The organism is Serratia sp. NA_13 (assembly GCF_052691735.1).
In genome coordinates this window covers 317,744-336,516 of sequence record NZ_JBQZFV010000002.1, presented here as the reverse complement: position 1 = coordinate 336,516, position 18,773 = coordinate 317,744, and the positions used below count along the sequence as shown (strand labels likewise).

Annotated in this window: 13 protein-coding genes and 6 tRNA genes; 14 read left to right on the top strand and 5 right to left on the bottom strand. The window is 53.7% G+C overall.

What is annotated here, in order from left to right:
* Positions 1-7: 7 nt before the first annotated feature.
* From chiQ to nagE, 4 genes are all read right to left on the bottom strand, one after another.
* Positions 8-334 carry a ChiQ/YbfN family lipoprotein gene (gene chiQ / locus ACUTSU_RS05145; protein WP_445649811.1) on the bottom strand — a complete coding sequence of 109 codons (327 nt, stop codon included), beginning with the start codon at positions 332-334 and terminating at the stop codon, positions 8-10.
* 59 nt (positions 335-393) lie between these two features.
* Positions 394-1,797, bottom strand: a complete 1,404-nt coding sequence (gene chiP / locus ACUTSU_RS05140) for a chitoporin ChiP (protein ID WP_445649810.1) — start codon at positions 1,795-1,797, stop codon at positions 394-396.
* A gap of 578 nt (positions 1,798-2,375) precedes the next feature.
* Positions 2,376-4,040, bottom strand: coding sequence for a glutamine--tRNA ligase (gene glnS / locus ACUTSU_RS05135; RefSeq protein ID WP_445649809.1), 1,665 nt, complete (start codon positions 4,038-4,040; stop codon positions 2,376-2,378).
* 241 nt (positions 4,041-4,281) lie between these two features.
* Complete coding sequence (gene nagE / locus ACUTSU_RS05130) at positions 4,282-6,228, bottom strand: PTS N-acetyl glucosamine transporter subunit IIABC (RefSeq protein ID WP_445649808.1); 1,947 nt, start codon at positions 6,226-6,228, stop codon at positions 4,282-4,284.
* 334 nt (positions 6,229-6,562) lie between these two features.
* On the opposite strand from nagE, the gene nagB reads away from it, so the two are divergent.
* The 12 genes from nagB (at position 6,563) to ACUTSU_RS05070 (ending at position 15,290) form a co-directional block, all read left to right on the top strand.
* Positions 6,563-7,363 carry a glucosamine-6-phosphate deaminase gene (nagB, locus tag ACUTSU_RS05125; protein ID WP_012005664.1) on the top strand — a complete coding sequence of 267 codons (801 nt, stop codon included), beginning with the start codon at positions 6,563-6,565 and terminating at the stop codon, positions 7,361-7,363.
* Positions 7,364-7,381: 18 nt separating this feature from the next.
* The gene (gene nagA / locus ACUTSU_RS05120; protein ID WP_445649807.1) at positions 7,382-8,521 is read left to right on the top strand and encodes an N-acetylglucosamine-6-phosphate deacetylase; all 1,140 of its coding nucleotides are present in this window, start codon (positions 7,382-7,384) and stop codon (positions 8,519-8,521) included.
* Between the two features lie 153 nt (positions 8,522-8,674).
* Complete coding sequence (gene nagC, locus ACUTSU_RS05115; protein ID WP_445649806.1) at positions 8,675-9,895, top strand: DNA-binding transcriptional regulator NagC; 1,221 nt, start codon at positions 8,675-8,677, stop codon at positions 9,893-9,895.
* A gap of 67 nt (positions 9,896-9,962) precedes the next feature.
* On the top strand, positions 9,963-10,715 hold the full coding sequence (locus ACUTSU_RS05110) for an HAD-IIA family hydrolase (protein ID WP_445653837.1): 753 nt from the start codon (positions 9,963-9,965) through the stop codon (positions 10,713-10,715).
* A gap of 338 nt (positions 10,716-11,053) precedes the next feature.
* Complete coding sequence (locus ACUTSU_RS05105; RefSeq protein ID WP_445653836.1) at positions 11,054-12,508, top strand: carbohydrate-binding protein; 1,455 nt, start codon at positions 11,054-11,056, stop codon at positions 12,506-12,508.
* A 289-nt stretch (positions 12,509-12,797) separates the two neighbouring features.
* The gene (asnB, locus tag ACUTSU_RS05100; protein ID WP_445649804.1) at positions 12,798-14,462 is read left to right on the top strand and encodes an asparagine synthase B; all 1,665 of its coding nucleotides are present in this window, start codon (positions 12,798-12,800) and stop codon (positions 14,460-14,462) included.
* A 220-nt stretch (positions 14,463-14,682) separates the two neighbouring features.
* Positions 14,683-14,759 (top strand) — tRNA-Met (locus ACUTSU_RS05095).
* Positions 14,760-14,769: 10 nt separating this feature from the next.
* Positions 14,770-14,854 (top strand) — tRNA-Leu (locus ACUTSU_RS05090).
* Between the two features lie 30 nt (positions 14,855-14,884).
* Positions 14,885-14,959: transfer RNA gene (locus tag ACUTSU_RS05085), tRNA-Gln, on the top strand.
* Between the two features lie 47 nt (positions 14,960-15,006).
* A tRNA-Gln gene (locus tag ACUTSU_RS05080) sits at positions 15,007-15,081 on the top strand.
* 38 nt (positions 15,082-15,119) lie between these two features.
* Positions 15,120-15,196: transfer RNA gene (locus ACUTSU_RS05075), tRNA-Met, on the top strand.
* A 19-nt stretch (positions 15,197-15,215) separates the two neighbouring features.
* Positions 15,216-15,290, top strand: a tRNA-Gln gene (locus ACUTSU_RS05070).
* Positions 15,291-15,397: 107 nt separating this feature from the next.
* Here ACUTSU_RS05070 and ubiF read toward each other — a convergent pair.
* On the bottom strand, positions 15,398-16,579 hold the full coding sequence (ubiF, locus tag ACUTSU_RS05065) for a 3-demethoxyubiquinol 3-hydroxylase (RefSeq protein ID WP_445653835.1): 1,182 nt from the start codon (positions 16,577-16,579) through the stop codon (positions 15,398-15,400).
* Between the two features lie 196 nt (positions 16,580-16,775).
* Here ubiF and miaB point away from each other — a divergent pair, with 196 nt between their 5' ends.
* Together miaB and ACUTSU_RS05055 are read left to right on the top strand one after the other, a co-directional pair.
* A complete protein-coding gene (gene miaB / locus ACUTSU_RS05060; RefSeq protein ID WP_445653834.1) occupies positions 16,776-18,200 on the top strand; it encodes a tRNA (N6-isopentenyl adenosine(37)-C2)-methylthiotransferase MiaB in 1,425 nt (474 codons plus the stop codon).
* Between the two features lie 141 nt (positions 18,201-18,341).
* Positions 18,342-18,677 carry a zinc ribbon domain-containing protein YjdM gene (locus tag ACUTSU_RS05055; RefSeq protein WP_261095554.1) on the top strand — a complete coding sequence of 112 codons (336 nt, stop codon included), beginning with the start codon at positions 18,342-18,344 and terminating at the stop codon, positions 18,675-18,677.
* The last annotated feature ends 96 nt before the right edge of the window (positions 18,678-18,773 follow it).

Below are 18,773 nucleotides of genomic sequence, written 5' to 3'. Positions count from 1 at the left end.
ATCATCCTTAATTATTGTTATCGCGGATCTCTTGCCAAATTTTGCCGCACTTGGCGTCATAAGCCTGGCCGTTACCACTGTGAACCGCCTGAATGCAGTTTTGATAATCCATCACCCGCACCGTTTCTTTTTCGGCAAACTGCTGGTGCTGCTTCTCTTTTTTCAGCACGTTCAATACCGCCTGGCACGACTGCAGTTTTTCCGGTGAGCCTTCAGCGGTATTAATGCAGGCGCTGTAGGCCTGTTTCAGTTTGGCGTCTTCCGGCGGTGCGGCCGGCGGCACACAGGCACTCAGCGTGACCACGGCGGCTAACATCAGCATGATTTTTTTCATCAAAACTTTCCCGTTAAGTGTCAAAAACGCTGTCCCCGGCGTTGCCGCCGGGGAACGCATCAGAAGATGGTGAATGGTGCGATAACCATGAATTTGACGTCTTTCTCATCCTGGAAGATGTTGCCGTAACCGCCACCCCAGCTTGGGATATTGGTGTGATTGTCATACTGGGTGTAGTGCAGTTTCAGCAAGGTGCCTTTGGCGCGACCTTCCTGAATGGTGTACAGCGCGTCCAGGCTCCAGGCGCTCTCTTTGAGACGCTGGCTCTGGTCATACATTGGGTTGGTGCTTGGCTTGGCATCCCAGGCATAAACATAAGAACCGCCCACTGCCATACCCGGCAGGTTCCAGTTGCTGAGATCGTACATCACCCCGGCGTAAACCGCTTTTTCGCCGTTGGCGTTGAAGTCGGAACGGTTATCCCACCAGACGTCGAGACGACCGTTAGAGGAGGCGTAGGTTGGGGTCATGCGTTGCAGGAAGTACCCCTGGTTACCCTCAGCCTTGACCATGGTACCTTCCAGACGCCAGTTGAACTGACCGGTGGTGTAGCCGAAGGTCAACGCCTGCAGCCAAGCCAGGCCGTCGTAAATGCTGTTCGGGTCGTTCTTGTCGCTGATACGGTCTTCGGTACCGTAGAATTGATAGCTGGTAGTCAGCGGGTTGCCCACCAGATCAAACTTGTAAGATGCCTTGGTGAAGTACTGGTTCACATAGCCCTGGGCCTGACCGAAGGCCGCTTCCAGTACCAAATCATTTTTGAAGTCATACTTGGCACCCAAAGAGTGCAGATAGGAGACGCCGGTTTTTTTGTCATTCTGGCGGAAGTCATCCATCTCGATATGCCATGGAGCCTTGTACTTATTGGTCCACATGTAGGAGAAGCTCAACGCACCGGCATCACCGTAGTCAAACTTGGCACCTGCCTCCGCCCCCTGATAGGTGCCAGGCATAAAGCTCCAGTGTGGCGCCAGCAGCGTTTGCCCGCTTGGTTGGATGTAACCGGCGCGAGCCCAGACGGGGCCATATTTGAATTTACCGGCGGCTTTGTACAGGCTGATGCCACCTTTATCGCCGGAATAGTCTTCATCATAGGTACGGTTTTTGGAGGAGAACGCGATTTCATTCGGGTGGCCGCTGGCGCTGGATTCGGCCAGCTCAATGGCGGTAAAGGCCCCCACATCCACACCGAACATGTCCCAGGCATAGCCCGAGGCGAAATCCAGACTCAGGTTGGCGGTCGAATGTGACAGGTTGGTGGTGTATTTGTTGTAATCGTCACTGGTCGGATTAAGATCTTTACGGTCACGTTCACGCTGCCAGTAATACACGCCGCCGGTCATCGTGGAATCATCGATAAATCCTGCGGCTTTCGCCTCAGGGGCCATGGCAAACCCTGTTCCCAACAGCGCACCCGCGACTGCGAGCGCCAGCGTTTTACGCTGAGCACCGTGCGTACCCATAATGAAATTCCTCTTTGACTTAACTTTAAAAGTTGCAGTCGCCCGTGTTCACCACTGCCCTGCACGACCGCTAATAAAAACCCAATCGGGTAAAAAATGTTGCTGACGGGTTAAAATCCCACAGCACTTATTGCTACAGACAGACTATTTTTCGCGACGCGAATTATCAAATGAATTATGAGAGAGATTTGTCAAAGTATGACAAAGAGCACATATCGATGAGATTATGTTACGTGGCTATGCAAAGAGGGTGTCGAATAAAAAATTCAATTAAATCAGAATAAATTCCAATACCAGGTCAATCAGAGACGATTAATGGTTTCAGCCCAAGCAAAAAAGTCAGCCAAAAGAAAAAACATGAGAGCGCTCTCTAAATGACATTAATTCGCATCACGAATATATAAGGTAATGTTATATGACTGCTGATTTTTATCAAGAAATTGCTGATACAACCACCAGATTAAAATTTAAAAATAGATTGGGGAATTAAAAGTAGTCGCGGGGAGAAAACGAGGCTGACAGGCATAAAAAAAGCGCAACCGAAGTTGCGCCTTATCACATTAGCTTTTGATCAGCACTCAGGCGCCAATTTTAGCCCAGGTATCGCGCAGGCCCACGGTGCGGTTAAACACCAGGTGCTCGGCCGAAGAGTCACGGCTGTCAGCGCAGAAATAACCTTCACGTTCGAACTGGAAGGCTTTTTCAGGCTGCGCGGCCGCCAGGCTCGGCTCAACAAAGCCGTGCTTGATAACCAGTGACTCCGGGTTAATGGTGGTGAGGAAGTCCTCTGCCGCCGCCGGGTTTGGCACGCTGAACAGACGGTCATACACGCGAATTTCCGCCGGCAACGCATGCTCGGCAGACACCCAGTGGATCACGCCTTTCACCTTGCGGCCATCGGCAGGATCCTTGCTCAAGGTCTCTGGATCGTAGCTGCAGAAAATAGTGGTGATTTCACCTTCAGCGTCTTTCTCAATGCGTTCCGCCTTGATCACGTAGGCATTGCGCAAGCGAACTTCTTTACCCAGCACCAGGCGTTTGTACTGCTTGTTGGCTTCTTCACGGAAATCAGCGCGATCAATATAAATATCACGGCTGAATGGCACTTCACGGCTGCCCATTTCCGGCTTGCTCGGGTGGTTAGGCATGCTTACCATTTCCACGCCGGTGGTCAGGTTTTCAATGACCACCTTCACCGGATCCAGCACCGCCATCGCACGCGGTGCGTTCTCGTTCAACTCTTCACGAATACAGGCCTCAAGCGCCATCATTTCGACGTTGTTATCCTGCTTGGTCACGCCGATACGCTGGCAGAATTCGCGGATTGACGCAGCGGTATAACCACGGCGACGCAGACCGGAAACGGTCGGCATACGCGGATCATCCCAGCCCTCAACGATTTTCTCGGTCACCAACAGGTTCAGCTTGCGCTTCGACATGATGGCGTACTCAAGATTCAGACGCGAGAACTCATACTGACGCGGATGACAAGGGATGGTGATGTTATCCAGCACCCAGTCATACAGACGGCGGTTGTCCTGGAACTCCAGCGTACACAGCGAATGGGTGATCCCTTCCAGCGCATCGGAAATGCAGTGGGTGAAATCGTACATCGGGTAGATGCACCATTTGTTGCCGGTCTGGTGATGTTCTGCAAATTTGATACGGTACAACACCGGATCGCGCATCACGATAAACGAGGAAGCCATGTCAATCTTGGCACGCAGGCAAGCGGTCCCTTCGGCGAATTCGCCGTTGCGCATTTTTTCAAACAGCGCCAGGTTCTCTTCCACGCTGCGGCCACGGTACGGGCTGTCTTTACCCGGTGCAGTCAGGCTACCGCGATATTCACGGATTTGCTCAGGCGACAGTTCGTCGACGTAAGCCAGGCCCTTGTTGATCAGCTCCACCGCATAGTTGTGCAGTTGATCGAAGTAATCAGAGGAGTAACGAACGTTGCCGCTCCACTCAAAGCCCAGCCACTCGACGTCATGTTTGATTGATTCAACGAACTCGATGTCTTCTTTCACCGGGTTGGTGTCATCAAAACGCAGGTTGCATTGGCCCTGGTAATCTCGAGCGATGCCGAAATTCAGGCAGATGGATTTCGCATGGCCGATATGCAGATAGCCATTTGGCTCCGGCGGAAAACGGGTATGGACTGACTTGTGTTTCCCGGACGCCAGATCTTCATCAACGATCTGACGGATAAAATTGGTTGGGCGGGCTTCAGCCTCACTCATTTCACTATTCCTCAATGCAAAGCGCTACTCATAACCGCCTATGTTCCAACAAGCCACGCCCGGAAACAACCGTTTGTTTCACGAAAAATGCGGAGCATCGCACCACAACAGGTCAAGGCCCCCTTACCGGACAACCGCTGCCCATAAAAAAGCGGGAAGAGATTGCTCTCTTCCCGCCAAAGGTAGGGTGCGTTCCGTCATGACTCGTTAAACACCCTGGGTACTACTCAGGTAAAACGGTTTATTTCTGGATCTCGAACAGTTTGGTCTGGCCGGCGACCACAGAACCGGTCGCCAGCGCCGTCAGACCGGCGTAATCGTCAGAGTTGCTGACCACTACCGGGCTTATCATCGAGCGGGCATTGGCGTTCAGGAACTCCAGATCCAATTCAAGGATTGGCTGGCCGGCTTTCACCTCAGCACCCTCTTCTACCAAGCGTTTGAAGCCCTGGCCTTCCAGTGCAACGGTGTCGATCCCCATGTGCACCACAATCTCCGCGCCCTTGTCGGTTTCCAGACAGAAAGCATGGTTGGTGTTGAAGATTTTCACGATGGTGCCATCTGCCGGCGCTACTACGGTTTTGTCGGTCGGGCGGATCGCCAGGCCGTCGCCTACCGCTTTGCTGGCAAAGGCTTCGTCAGGAACCTGATCCAGGGCCACGACTTCACCGGTCACCGGGGCCACCAGCGACTCGAAGGCCACCTTCGGCGCATTAGGCACTGCCTGCGATTTAACTGTAGTCACACCAGGAGCCGGCGCCATTTCTGCCGCAGGCACCGGGCCGGTAGCAATCACCGCACGCATGCCGTCAGCAATGGCTTCGGCTTTGGAACCCACGATAACCTGAACGGTTTGTTTGTTCAGTTTCACCACGCCTGATGCACCCAGGCGTTTACAGCTGGCATCCAGCACTTTGGAAGAATCTTTAACGGTCAGACGCAAACGGGTGATACAGGCATCAATGCCAGTCAGGTTGTCAGAACCCCCGATGGCACCAATATAGCTGCGAGACAGTGCACGCAGGCCTTCATCAGTATTGCTGTTGGCTTCCGGTGCGACGACATCGTCGGACGCATCTTCACGACCCGGGGTTTTCAGGTTGAATGCGCGGATAATGATAGAGAACAGGACGAAGTACACCGCGAAGGCGACCAGGCCCATCAGAACAAGCATCCAGACATTCTTGCTGGCAGCCGGCAAGTTGTACATCAACACATAGTCGATGGCACCTGCAGAGAAGGAGAACCCGGCGTGAATGCCCAGCAAGGTGGCTACAAACAGGCTGATACCGGTCAAAATGGCATGGACCAGATACAGCAGCGGAGCCAGGAACATGAACAGGAATTCAAGCGGCTCGGTCACACCGGTCAGGAATGCGGTCAGGGCAACGGACAGCAGCATACCGCCAACCATTGGGCGACGTTCTTTCGGCGCAGCGAAGTACATCGCTAATGCCGCACCCGGCAAACCGAACATCATGATCGGGAAGAAGCCGGACATGAACATCCCGGCAGTACCGTCACCCGCATAAAAGCGGTTGATGTCGCCGTGGAAGATGGTACCGGCAGCGTTGGTAAACTCACCAATCTGGAACCAGGCAATGGTGTTCAGAACCTGATGCAGACCGGTCGGGATCAGCAGACGGTTAACGAAGCCGAAAATACCGGAACCGATAGCGCCCATCGAAACAATCCATTCACCGCCTGCGTGGATCGCATTTTGTACCGGTGGCCAGATATAACCAAAGATGGCAGCAAGGATTAAACAGAAAAAGCCAGTAGCGATAGGGACAAAACGCTTACCGCCGAAGAAGGAGAGGAACTCGGGCAGCTTGATGCCGGACCAGCGGTTATAGACCGCACCGCCCACCAGGCCGGTAATGATACCCGCCAGCACACCCATATTGATCGCCGGGTTAATGGTGACCATCGCCTTGGTCAGGATGAAGTAACCCACCGCGCCCGCCAATGCGGCTGAACCGGCATTGTCTTTCGACCAGGTTGCCGCCACACCGATAGCAAAGATTAACGCCAGGTTATCGAAGATTGATCCACCGGCCTGCGCGATGAATGAAATATTCAATAAGTCAGGCTGACCGAAGCGTAGCAAAAGCGCCGCAACGGGCAGTACTGCGATTGGCAGTTGCAACGACCTGCCCAATCTTTGGAAAAAGCCGAGTATGTTCACCTTAATATTCCCCCTAATGCCCTTTTATGAGCTTTATCATATTTTACGCAAGCGCCATCACACACTGCGATTAACTCTGGACGAACGACAACACGTGGAGTGTAAAAAAATTATTTCGTATCGCAAATTAAAACCTCCTTTTTTGTGATTTAAATCACCAAAAAGCAGTCTTAAGCTGCCACATTGCTAGCCATCACACAAAACTTATTTTATCATTAAAAAAATCATTGAACCTGAAGCATCACGTGAGAATCATAAAGCTGGGTTAGGCTTAAGACTCTCGTTCAGGCTCGAATCAGTATAGCTTTAGTTTACTTACCCCAAGAGGTGTTAGATGAGACTTATCCCACTGAAAGATACTGCACAAGTCGGCAAATGGGCCGCCCGCCATATCGTCCAGCGCATCAACGCATTCAAGCCTACTGCGGAGCGTCCGTTTGTGCTCGGCCTGCCTACCGGCGGTACCCCGCTGGAAGCCTACAAACATCTGATTGCGATGCACAAAGCAGGTGAAGTAAGCTTTAAGCATGTGGTGACTTTCAACATGGACGAATACGTTGGCCTGCCGCAGGAACACCCGGAAAGCTATCATACCTTCATGTACCGTAATTTCTTTGATCACGTTGATATCCCAAGTGAAAATATCAACCTGCTGAATGGTAATGCACCGGACGTTGACGCCGAGTGCCGCCAGTACGAAGCGAAAATCAAATCCTACGGCAAAATCAACCTGTTCATGGGTGGCGTTGGCATCGACGGTCATATCGCGTTTAACGAACCGGCTTCATCGCTGGCATCCCGTACTCGCATCAAGACCCTGACCGAAGATACCCGCATCGCCAACTCCCGCTTCTTCGGCGGTGATGTCAGCCTTGTGCCTAAATTTGCCCTGACCGTGGGCGTGGGCACGCTGCTTGACGCAGAAGAAGTGATGATTCTGGTGACCGGCCATGCCAAGGCACAGGCGCTGGAAGCCGCAGTGGAAGGCAATATCAACCACATGTGGACCATCAGTTGCCTGCAGTTGCATGCCAAGGCCGTTGTGGTATGCGATGAGCCATCCACCATGGAACTGAAAGTCAAAACCGTTAAATATTTCCGCGAGTTAGAAGCGGAAAGCGTTAAGAGTCTTTAATTCTTGCAGGGGGCTACGATGTTCGCTTTAACCCACGGCCGTATTTATACCGGCCACGACGTACTTGACGACCACGCAGTTATTATCGCTGATGGGCTGATTGAACGAGTCTGCCCGCTGGCTGAACTGCCGGCCGGCATTGAAACGCGCGATCTGGGTGGCGCTATCCTGGCCCCCGGTTTGATCGACGTGCAGCTTAACGGCTGTGGCGGCGTGCAATTTAACGACTCGCTGGAGGCCATTTCGGAACAGACGCTGGAAATTATGCAGCGTGCCAACGAAAAATCCGGCTGTACCAGCTATCTGCCAACGCTGATCACCAGCAGCGACGAATTTATGAAGCACAGCATCGAAGTGATGCGCGCTTATCTGAAAAAACACCCTAATCAGGCGCTTGGCCTGCATCTGGAAGGGCCGTACCTTAGCCCGCTCAAAAAAGGCACCCATAACCCGGCGTTTATCCGCAAACCAACCAGCGAGATGATCGACTATCTGTGCGCCAATGCCGATGTGATCACCAAGGTCACGCTGGCGCCGGAAATGGTGGAGCCGCACTTTATCAAGCAATTGACCGAAGCAGGCATTGTGGTGTCCGCCGGTCACTCGAACGCCACTTACGATCAGGCCCGTATCGGTTTTGCCGCCGGTATCACCTTCGCCACTCACCTGTATAACGCCATGCCGTATATCACCGGACGTGAACCTGGGCTGATGGGGGCAATTTTCGACACGCCTGAGGTCTATACCGGCATTATCGCCGACGGCCATCACGTGGCCTGGGCGAGTATCCGTAACGCCAAGCGCATGAAAGGTGATAAATTGGTGCTGGTCACCGACGCCACCGCGCCGGCAGGTGCCGATATCGACCAATTTATTTTTGCCGGTAAAACAATATACTATCGTAATGGGCTGTGCGTGGACGAAAACGGTACCCTGAGCGGCTCAGCACTGACCATGATTGACGCGTTAAAGAACAGCGTTGAGCACGTCGGTATTGCATTGGACGAAGCACTGCGCATGGCGACGCTGTATCCGGCGCGTGCTATCGGCGTGGACCACCGTTTAGGCACTATCGAGCCCGGTAAAGTGGCGAACCTAACCGCCTTTACCCGTGATTTTAAAATCACCAAAACACTCGTTAACGGTAACGAGGTTTAACTAACATATGTACCCAAAATAATTCGAGTCGCAGGTAGGCGGCAACTGAACGAACCTCAATGAGCATACGCGGGTATGTGATTTGAGTGAGTAAAGGCGGCCAACAACCCTGTGACTTGAAGTATGAAGGGTAGACAGAGAGTAAAATTATTGATGAGTACTGGCGGACAGGCACAGATAGGGAACGTTGACTTAGTCAAGCAACTCAACGGCGCAGCGGTTTACCGCCTGATCGACCAACAGGGTCCGATTTCACGCATTCAAATAGCCGAACTGAGCCAGCTAGCGCCCGCCAGCGTCACTAAAATTACTCGCCAGCTGTTGGAGCGCGGGTTGATCAAAGAAGTCGATCAGCAAGCCTCCACCGGCGGCCGCCGCGCCATTTCCATTGTCTCCGAAACCCGGCATTTCCACACCGTGGCCGTGCGTCTCGGTCGTCACGACGCGACCATCACCCTGTACGACATGAGCGGTAAATCGCTCGGCGAAGAACACTACCCATTGCCGGAACGCACCCAGGAGACACTGGAAAACGCGCTGTTTATCGCCATTGCCCAGTTTATCGAAAACTACCAGCGCAAGCTGCGCGAGCTGATCGCCATCGCGGTGATCCTGCCTGGTCTGGTTGATCCGGCGCTGGGCGTAGTGCGTTACATGCCACACATCAGCGTCAACAACTGGGCGCTGGTCGATAATCTGCAGCAACGTTTTAACGTTACCAGCTTTGTTGGCCACGATATCCGCAGCCTGGCGTTGGCAGAGCATTACTTTGGTGCCACCCGCGACTGCGAAGACTCTATTCTGGTGCGCCTGCACCGTGGCACCGGCGCCGGCATTATCGTCAACGGCCAGATTTTCCTGGGCAACAACGGCAATGTCGGTGAGATAGGTCATATTCAGATCGACCCATTGGGCGAACGCTGCCACTGCGGTAACTTCGGCTGTCTGGAAACCGTCGCCGCCAACGCCGCTATTGAACACCGTGTACGCCACTTACTGACCCAGGGCTACCCCAGCAAAATGACCCTCGACGATTGCAACATCGCCGCCATCTGCAAGGCCGCCAACCGCGGTGACCTGCTAGCCAGCGAAGTGATCGAACACGTCGGCCGCTACCTCGGCAAAGCCGTAGCAATCGCCATTAACCTGTTTAATCCGCAGAAAGTGGTGATCGCCGGTGAAATTACCGAGGCGGAAAAAGTACTGCTGCCGGCGATCCAAAGCTGCATCAATACTCAGGTGCTGAAGGACTTCCGCAAAAATCTGCCGGTGGTCACCTCCGAACTCAATCATCGCTCGGCGATCGGCGCTTTCGCCCTGGCCAAGCGGGCGATGCTCAACGGCGTGCTATTGCAGCGATTGCTGGAAAGCTGATCCGCCGCTTCAGGCAGGTGTGCTATCTTCGCGTTTTACCTGCCGCCAATCATGAGAAACAGCAACAATGACAATCAAGAACGTTATATGTGATATCGACGGCGTGCTGCTGCATGACAACACGCCGGTTCCCGGTGCCGACCTTTTCCTGGCACGCATTCAGGAACAGGGTATGCCGCTGGTAGTGCTGACCAACTATCCGTCGCAGACCGCGCAGGATCTGGCGAACCGCTTCGCCGCCGCCGGACTGGAAGTGCCGGAAAGCGCGTTTTATACCTCAGCTATGGCCACCGCCGATTTCCTGCGCCGTCAGGAAGGCAAAAAAGCCTATGTGGTCGGTGAAGGCGCGCTGATTCATGAACTGTATAAAGCCGGCTTCACCATTACCGACATCAATCCGGATTTCGTGATCGTCGGCGAAACACGCTCCTACAACTGGGACATGATGCACAAGGCCGCCTACTTCGTGAATAACGGCGCGCGCTTTATTGCTACCAACCCGGATACCCACGGCCATGGTTTTGTGCCGGCCTGCGGTGCGCTGTGCGCCCCCATAGAGAAAATCACCGGCCGCAAACCGTTTTACGTTGGCAAGCCAAGCCCGTGGATCATCCGCGCCGCACTAAACAAGATGCAGGGGCATTCGGAAGAAACGGTGATCGTCGGTGACAACCTGCGCACCGATATCCTGGCGGGCTTCCAGGCCGGTCTGGAAACCGTATTGGTGCTGTCCGGCGTCTCTACGCTGAACGATGTCGAAACCATGCCGTTCCGCCCGAGCTATATCTTCCCGTCCGTCGCCGATATCAATATGTTCTAATCCCTGAGGTGGCCATTACGGCCACCTTAGGTTGCTGACAAAGCAGGAAAAAGCGTGGTTTTTCCTGCTTTGTGGTGAACAGCCGAAAATCAATAAATTGATTTTCCTGATTTTTATTTATCAGCCTCTACTCGCTCTGGGCAGGAATGAGGTTTGTCATCAGTCTGAAGTGGCCATTACGGCCACCTTTTAATTTAATCAGCTTGAATTAAATTTATTATTGCCCACAAAAGGTTTCACTCCAGCCTCGTTAAAAAAGCGCACTATATATTTACGCCCGCCAATCACTGATATTGACGTCGTGCGGAAATAATCTTACTTAAAATAACGAGGTTACCATGAGCACCAATAATATTCTCAATGCACAACTGGCAGATGACGCCGCTATCATGCCGGATATGACCAATAAAAAAATCATGATGGGTTTTTGGCACAACTGGGCTGCCGGTGCCAGTGACGGCTATCAGCAAGGTCAATTCGCCAATATGAATCTGACCGACATTCCTGCTGAATATAACGTGGTCGCCGTGGCCTTTATGAAAGGCGAAGGCATCCCAACCTTCAAGCCTTACAACCTGTCCGATGCCGAGTTCCGCCGTCAGGTTGGCGTGCTCAACAGCCAGGGCCGCGCAGTACTGATTTCACTGGGTGGCGCAGACGCGCATATCGAATTAAAAACCGGCGATGAAGACAAGCTGGCCAATGAGATTATCCGCCTGGTGGAAACTTACGGCTTCGATGGGTTGGATATCGATCTGGAACAGGCCGCCATTGGCGCAGCCAATAATAAAACCGTTTTACCGGCTGCATTGAAAAAAGTAAAAGCGCACTATGCGGCCGAAGGTAAAAAATTTATTGTCAGCATGGCGCCAGAATTTCCTTATTTACGCACCAACGGTACTTACCTGGATTATATTACCGCGCTCGAAGGCTATTACGACTTTATCGCACCGCAATATTATAATCAGGGCGGTGATGGTATCTGGGTTGATGAAGCCAATGGCGGCAAAGGGGCCTGGATCACCCAGAATAACGACGTCATGAAAGAAGATTTTCTGTATTACCTGACCGAAAGTCTGGTTACCGGCACCCGTGGCTATACAAAAATCCCAGCCGCCAAATTCGTTATCGGTCTGCCAACCAACAATGACGCTGCCGCCACCGGTTATGTGGTCGACAAAATGGCGGTTTATAACGCCTTCACCCGTCTTGATGCCAAAGGTTTGTCGATCAAGGGCCTGATGACCTGGTCGGTAAACTGGGACAACGGCCGGAGCAAGGCCGGCGTGGCTTATAACTGGGAATTCAAAACTCGCTATGCCGCGCTGATCCAGGGGGGGATCACGCCACCACCGGGAAAGCCTGATGCACCAACGGCGCTGAACGCCACCGCGATCGCCGCAACGTCGTTGACATTGAACTGGGCGGCTGCCAGCAGCGTCAATCCGGTGAGCCAATATACAGTTTACCGTAACGGTAGCGCTATCGGACAGACCGGCGGCCTGTCGCTGCAAGACAGTGGCCTCACTCCGGCAACGCAATACAGCTACTTCGTTACCGCCACCGATAACCAGGGCAGTACCTCACTGCCGAGCAGCGCGCTGGCAGTGAAAACCGCAGACGGCAGCACACCTCCGGATCCTGGCGCTGGCGAGTGGCAGAACAGCCACAGCTATAAGGTCGGCGATGTGGTGATCTATAAAGGCAAGAAATACACCTGTCTTCAGGCACACACCTCTAACACAGGCTGGACGCCGGATGCGGCCTTCACCCTGTGGCAGTTGACCGCCTGATAAGCAACAATGAGTTGCCGGAAAAACTGTCCGGCAACTCATCTATTTATTAAAAAATTGCACATTCGTTAATTTAAATATCAATTAATTGAATATCCGCTAATATTCGACCTATCCAAAACAACTATTTTTCGGCGTAGCGCTAAAACGCTTGCATCCCCTGCTGCTTTTGACGCATTTTCATAAACACAACGCAGCAAAACCGCGCCATCGCTGATGAGCCGACCACGCTGCCTATAACAACCAAAGCAACATCACAGTCTAAAAAAGTCGTTAGGAGAGTCGGTATATGTGTTCTATTTTCGGTGTGCTCGATCTGAAGTCCGATCCCGTTGAACTGCGTAAGAAAGCGCTTGAGCTGTCCCGTCTGATGCGCCATCGCGGCCCGGACTGGTCCGGCGTTTACGCCAGCGATAAAGCCATTCTGGTGCATGAGCGCCTGTCGATTGTCGACGTCAACAATGGCGCCCAACCGCTGTACAACGCTGCTCACACCCACGTTCTGGCGGTTAACGGTGAAATTTACAACCACCAGGCGCTGCGCCAACAACTTAGCGATCGCTATGAGTTCCAAACCGGTTCCGACTGCGAGGTGATCCTGGCGCTGTATCAGGAAAAAGGCACCGACTTCCTTGACGATCTACAGGGGATGTTCGCCTTTGCCCTGTACGACTCCGAGAAGGACGCTTACCTGATTGGCCGCGACCATTTGGGCATTATCCCGCTGTACATGGGGCATGATGAATTCGGCAACCTGTATGTGGCCTCTGAAATGAAAGCCCTGGTGCCGGTTTGCCGTACCATCAAAGAATTCCCGGCGGGCAGCTACCTGTGGAGCCAGGACGGTGAGATCCGCGAATACTACCAGCGTGACTGGTTCGATTACGATTCGGTTAAAGACAACGTCACCGACGCAAATGCCCTGCGAAACGCATTGGAAGATTCGGTGAAAAGCCACCTGATGTCTGACGTGCCGTACGGCGTGCTGCTGTCTGGCGGCCTGGACTCTTCGGTGATCTCCGCCATTACCAAAAAGTACGCCGCACGCCGTGTGGAAGATCAAGAGCGCAGCGAAGCCTGGTGGCCGCAGTTGCACTCCTTCGCCGTCGGCCTGGAAGGTTCACCGGATCTGCGCGCTGCGCAGGAAGTGGCTAACCACCTGGGCACCGTACACCACGAAATTCATTTCACCGTGCAGGAAGGCCTGGACGCCATTCGCGACGTGATTTATCACATCGAAACCTATGACGTCACCACCATTCGCGCCTCCACCCCGATGTACCTGATGTCACGCAAGATCAAGGCGATGGGCATCAAGATGGTGCTGTCTGGTGAAGGTGCGGACGAAGTGTTCGGCGGTTACCTGTACTTCCATAAGGCACCGGATGCTCGTGAGTTCCACGACGAAACCGTGCGCAAACTACTGGCCCTGCATATGTTTGACTGCGCGCGCGCCAACAAGGCGATGTCCGCCTGGGGTGTCGAAGCCCGCGTGCCCTTCCTGGATAAAAAATTCCTCGATGTGGCGATGCGCATCAACCCGAAAGACAAAATGTGCGGCCATGGCAAAATGGAAAAACATATCCTGCGTGAATGTTTTGAGTCCTATCTGCCGGCCAGCGTGGCCTGGCGCCAGAAAGAGCAGTTCTCCGACGGCGTTGGCTACAGCTGGATCGACACCTTGAAAGAAGTCGCTGCCAAGCAGATCAGCGATCAACAGCTCGAAACCGCACGTTTCCGTTTCCCGTACAACACGCCGAGCTCCAAGGAAGGCTACCTGTATCGCGAAATTTTCGAAGAGTTGTTCCCACTGCCAAGCGCAGCCGAATGTGTACCCGGTGGCCCGTCAGTGGCCTGCTCTTCAGCGAAAGCCATCGAATGGGATGAGTCGTTCAAAAAGATGGACGATCCTTCTGGTCGTGCAGTCGGCGTTCACCAGTCCGCCTACAAATAATCGCCGGGCGTTTAATTCTCTGGGCGGGCCTTCGGGCCCGCCTTTTTGTTGATGTTTTCAACCATTAATTGTCTGAATTGATGATTTTCTCGCCATTATGTTCATAACCCAGACAAACAACACATCCGGTCGCTTTTTCGGGAAAAAACTTGTTGACGCAAAACGGCCATATACGCATAATGCGCCCCGCAACGCCGATGAAGGTTGCGCGAAAAAAGATGGCTACGTAGCTCAGCTGGTTAGAGCACATCACTCATAATGATGGGGTCACAGGTTCAAATCCCGTCGTAGCCACCATCTTTTTTTTGCGGGAGTGGCGAAATTGGTAGACGCACTAGATTTAGGTTCTAGCGCCGCAAGGTGTGCGAGTTCAAGTCTCGCCTCCCGCACCATTTCTTATCATCGGGTTGCAAGGCATCAGATGGGGTATCGCCAAGCGGTAAGGCACTGGTTTTTGATACCAGCATTCCCTGGTTCGAATCCAGGTACCCCAGCCATTTTTTAAATGGTTTGATGCAGTAAGAAGAAGTTGAAAATTTGTTGATGGGGTATCGCCAAGCGGTAAGGCACTGGTTTTTGATACCAGCATTCCCTGGTTCGAATCCAGGTACCCCAGCCATCAACATCATTGACTTTTAAAGTAAAATATCAATAAATGGCTACGTAGCTCAGCTGGTTAGAGCACATCACTCATAATGATGGGGTCACAGGTTCAAATCCCGTCGTAGCCACCATATTTTACTGTTACACCATTGGGGTGTCGCCAAGCGGTAAGGCTCTGGTTTCTGATACCAGCATACCCAGGTTCGAATCCTGGCACCCCAGCCATATTTAGAAAAGCTCGCTTCGGCGGGCTTTTTGCTGTCTGGCGTTTGGGCGAAAAGAAGGCTGTTTATCAGGGCGCAGCATGAAGCGCCCCTACTAACATGGGGCCATTACAATCCCAGCGCGTACTTCAACGCATTTTCCTTTAGCTTGCCCGCTCGCTGGGCCGCCATCAACGCAAGATTACGTGCCACACTTAAGGGTGCCAAATTATTGCTAAAAGCGGTGTAAAACAGATCCATGCCGCTTTGCATCAGCAGATTATCGGTACGGCGACGGCGCTGATAGCGCATCAGCACCGCTTCACTGCTCCAGTCCTCGCCCTGTTCCCGCGCCTCACTCAAAACCGCCAGTAAGGCGTCTACATCGCGATACCCCAGGTTCACGCCCTGTCCGGCTAACGGATTAATGGTGTGCGCCGCATCACCGAGCAACGCCAGCCCCGGTAACACATAGCGCTGTGCGTGGCGACGCGCCAGCGGGAAAGATCCGGCGGCATGCACTTTCACCGCCCCCAAACGTGCGGGAAACGCCTCAGCGATTTCGCGCTCAAGCTGCGCTGGCGGCATCGCCTGCAACTGACGGATACGCTGCGGACTGTCGTACCACACCAGTGAAGCCCATTGATCATACAGCGGCAGAAAAGCGCGTGGGCCGGAAGGGAAAAACTGCTGCCAGGTTACATCCTGCTGCGGCGCACCGGTCTCGACGGTGATCAGCATGCAGGACTGACGGTACTGCCAGCCGCTGGTGCCGATGGTCGCCAGATTACGCACCTGTGAGTTGGCACCATCTGCACCTACCACCAAACGCGCCTGTAGCGTCTCAGAAGAGTCCAGTGTCAATTGCCAATAGTCATCGCCCCGTTGCAGCGAACGCAGCCTGGCGGGGCAATAGAGCGTCAGATTTTCGCACTGCTCGAGTTGCTGCCACAGCGCCAGTTGCAAAATGCGGTTTTCCACCATAAAGCCCAGCTCCGGCAGGCCCAGTGAAGCGGCGTCAAACGCCACCCGCGCCGACGCCCACTCCCAGGTTTCCAACCGGCGGTACGGTACGGTGCGCATCGCTTGCACCACCGGCCAGGCGCCGAGCTGTTTGAGCAACCCTACCGAGGTGCAGCCAATCGCGGAAATACGCAAGTCCGGCGGGCTTTGCGCATCGAACGCTTGCGGCGCCTGATGCTCCAGCAATGCCACCGACCAACCGGCCTGCGCCAGCCCCAGCGCGGCGGCCGCGCCAACCATGCCGCCACCTACCACCACCGCGTCATACCGTTTTTGAGAAGTGTTCATATTGGCTATATTTTCTTGGTTAATTATCGCCATCCCCACCGGTATGGCGTTTGGCATCAGTGTAACGGATTTTTAATTTGGCTTCAGGTCGTATACCCTTTTCCCCCGTGCTGGTCACAACGGCGTCAAATGTTTACAATAGCGCCCTGCATGTCGCGTATCGCAACTTTCGCTCCGCACTGAGTAATGGCAAGTCATGACCAAAAAACTACATATTAAAACCTGGGGCTGTCAGATGAATGAATATGATTCATCAAAAATGGCGGACTTACTGGGAAGCACGCACGGTTATCAATGGACCGACAACGCTGAAGAAGCGGACGTGCTGCTGCTCAATACCTGCTCGATCCGCGAGAAAGCGCAGGAAAAAGTTTTCGCCATGTTGGGCCGCTGGAAGCTGCTGAAAGAAAAGAACCCGGCGCTGATCATCGGCGTGGGGGGCTGCGTGGCCTCGCAGGAAGGTGAACACATCCGCAGCCGTGCGCCCTGCGTCGACGTAGTATTTGGGCCGCAAACCCTGCACCGCCTGCCGGAAATGCTCAATCACGTACAGGGCACCCGCAGCCCAATCGTCGATATCAGCTTCCCGGAGATCGAAAAGTTCGACCGTCTGCCGGAACCCCGTGCCGAAGGCCCAACCGCCTTTGTTTCCATCATGGAAGGCTGCAACAAATACTGTACCTTCTGCGTGGTGCCTTATACCCGCGGAGAAGAAGTCAGCCGTCCAAGCGACGACGTGTTATTTGAAGTCGCCCAACTGGCGGCGCAAGGCGTGCGTGAAGTCAACCTGCTCGGCCAGAACGTCAATGCCTACCGCGGGGCCACTTACGACGGCGGCATCTGCTCCTTTGCCGAACTGCTGCGCCTGGTAGCGGCCATCGACGGCATCGACCGCATCCGTTTCACCACCAGCCATCCGATTGAATTCACCGACGATATTATTGCGGTATACGAAGACACGCCGGAGCTGGTCAGCTTCCTGCATCTGCCGGTACAGAGCGGATCCGACCGCATACTGACCATGATGAAGCGCGCGCACACCGCACTGGAATACAAAGCGATCATTCGCAAACTGCGCAAGGCGCGGCCGGACATCCAGCTCAGCTCCGATTTTATTATCGGCTTCCCAGGGGAAACCCAGGCCGACTTCGAACAGACCATGAACCTGATTGCCGAGATTAACTTCGACACCAGCTTCAGCTTTATCTACTCGTCACGCCCAGGTACCCCGGCGGCTGATATGGTGGACGACGTCAGCGAAGACGAAAAGAAACAGCGCCTGTATATCCTGCAGGATCGCATCAACCAGCAGGTGCTGCAATTCAGCCGCCGGATGCTCGGCACCGTACAGCGCATTCTGGTGGAAGGCACCTCACGTAAAAGCGTGATGGAGCTGGCGGGCCGTACCGCCTGTAACCGCATGGTAAATTTTGAAGGCACGCCGGATATGATTGGCCAGTTCGTGGATGTGGAAATCACCGAAGTCCTGGCCAACTCACTGCGTGGCGCAGTGGTGCGTACCGAACAGCAGATGGAACTGCGCGTACATGAATCCCCGCAGTCGGTGATCGCCCGTACCCGCAAAGAGAATGCGCTGGGTGTCGGCATTTACCAGCCCTGACGCTGTTTCCGCCTGGCGCTAAACGTGGCGGCCGCGCTTCCTGCCGCCACGATAACGGTTATCCTTATTATTTCTCTGTCGGGCCACGCGCCCGGCAATTTTCTTTTTTTTATTTTTTGATTATTGAAGAGGCGACATAGCATGCAACTCCCACACTGCCCGAAGTGCAATTCCGAATACACTTATCAGGACAATAGCCTGTTTATCTGCCCTGAGTGCGCCCATGAGTGGAGCGACAGCGCCCCGGCGGAAGACAGCGATGCATTGATTGTCAAAGATGCCAACGGCAACCTGCTGGCCGACGGCGACGCAGTAACCGTGGTAAAAGATCTGAAGGTCAAAGGCAGCTCTTCGATGCTGAAAATTGGCACCAAGGTGAAGAACATTCGCCTGGTGGAAGGCGACCACAACATCGACTGCAAAATTGATGGCTTTGGCCAAATGAAACTGAAGTCCGAGTTCGTGAAAAAGAACTGATCCCAACGTCCATTCTCAAGTCATTACGCGGTTGTTTTGGCCGCGTTTTTCCTCCGCCTGCCCTTGAAATTCAGCGCCGACGCACAGATAGATCAT

Coding starts and splice junctions, on each gene's coding strand:
- chiQ (WP_445649811.1), bottom strand. CDS start 334: ATGAAAAAAATCATGCTGATGTTAGCCGCCGTGGTCACGCTGAGTGCC.
- chiP (WP_445649810.1), bottom strand. CDS start 1,797: ATGGGTACGCACGGTGCTCAGCGTAAAACGCTGGCGCTCGCAGTCGCG.
- glnS (WP_445649809.1), bottom strand. CDS start 4,040: ATGAGTGAGGCTGAAGCCCGCCCAACCAATTTTATCCGTCAGATCGTT.
- nagB (WP_012005664.1), top strand. CDS start 6,563: ATGAGACTTATCCCACTGAAAGATACTGCACAAGTCGGCAAATGGGCC.
- nagA (WP_445649807.1), top strand. CDS start 7,382: ATGTTCGCTTTAACCCACGGCCGTATTTATACCGGCCACGACGTACTT.
- nagC (WP_445649806.1), top strand. CDS start 8,675: ATGAGTACTGGCGGACAGGCACAGATAGGGAACGTTGACTTAGTCAAG.
- ACUTSU_RS05110 (WP_445653837.1), top strand. CDS start 9,963: ATGACAATCAAGAACGTTATATGTGATATCGACGGCGTGCTGCTGCAT.
- ACUTSU_RS05105 (WP_445653836.1), top strand. CDS start 11,054: ATGAGCACCAATAATATTCTCAATGCACAACTGGCAGATGACGCCGCT.
- asnB (WP_445649804.1), top strand. CDS start 12,798: ATGTGTTCTATTTTCGGTGTGCTCGATCTGAAGTCCGATCCCGTTGAA.
- ubiF (WP_445653835.1), bottom strand. CDS start 16,579: ATGAACACTTCTCAAAAACGGTATGACGCGGTGGTGGTAGGTGGCGGC.
- miaB (WP_445653834.1), top strand. CDS start 16,776: ATGACCAAAAAACTACATATTAAAACCTGGGGCTGTCAGATGAATGAA.
- ACUTSU_RS05055 (WP_261095554.1), top strand. CDS start 18,342: ATGCAACTCCCACACTGCCCGAAGTGCAATTCCGAATACACTTATCAG.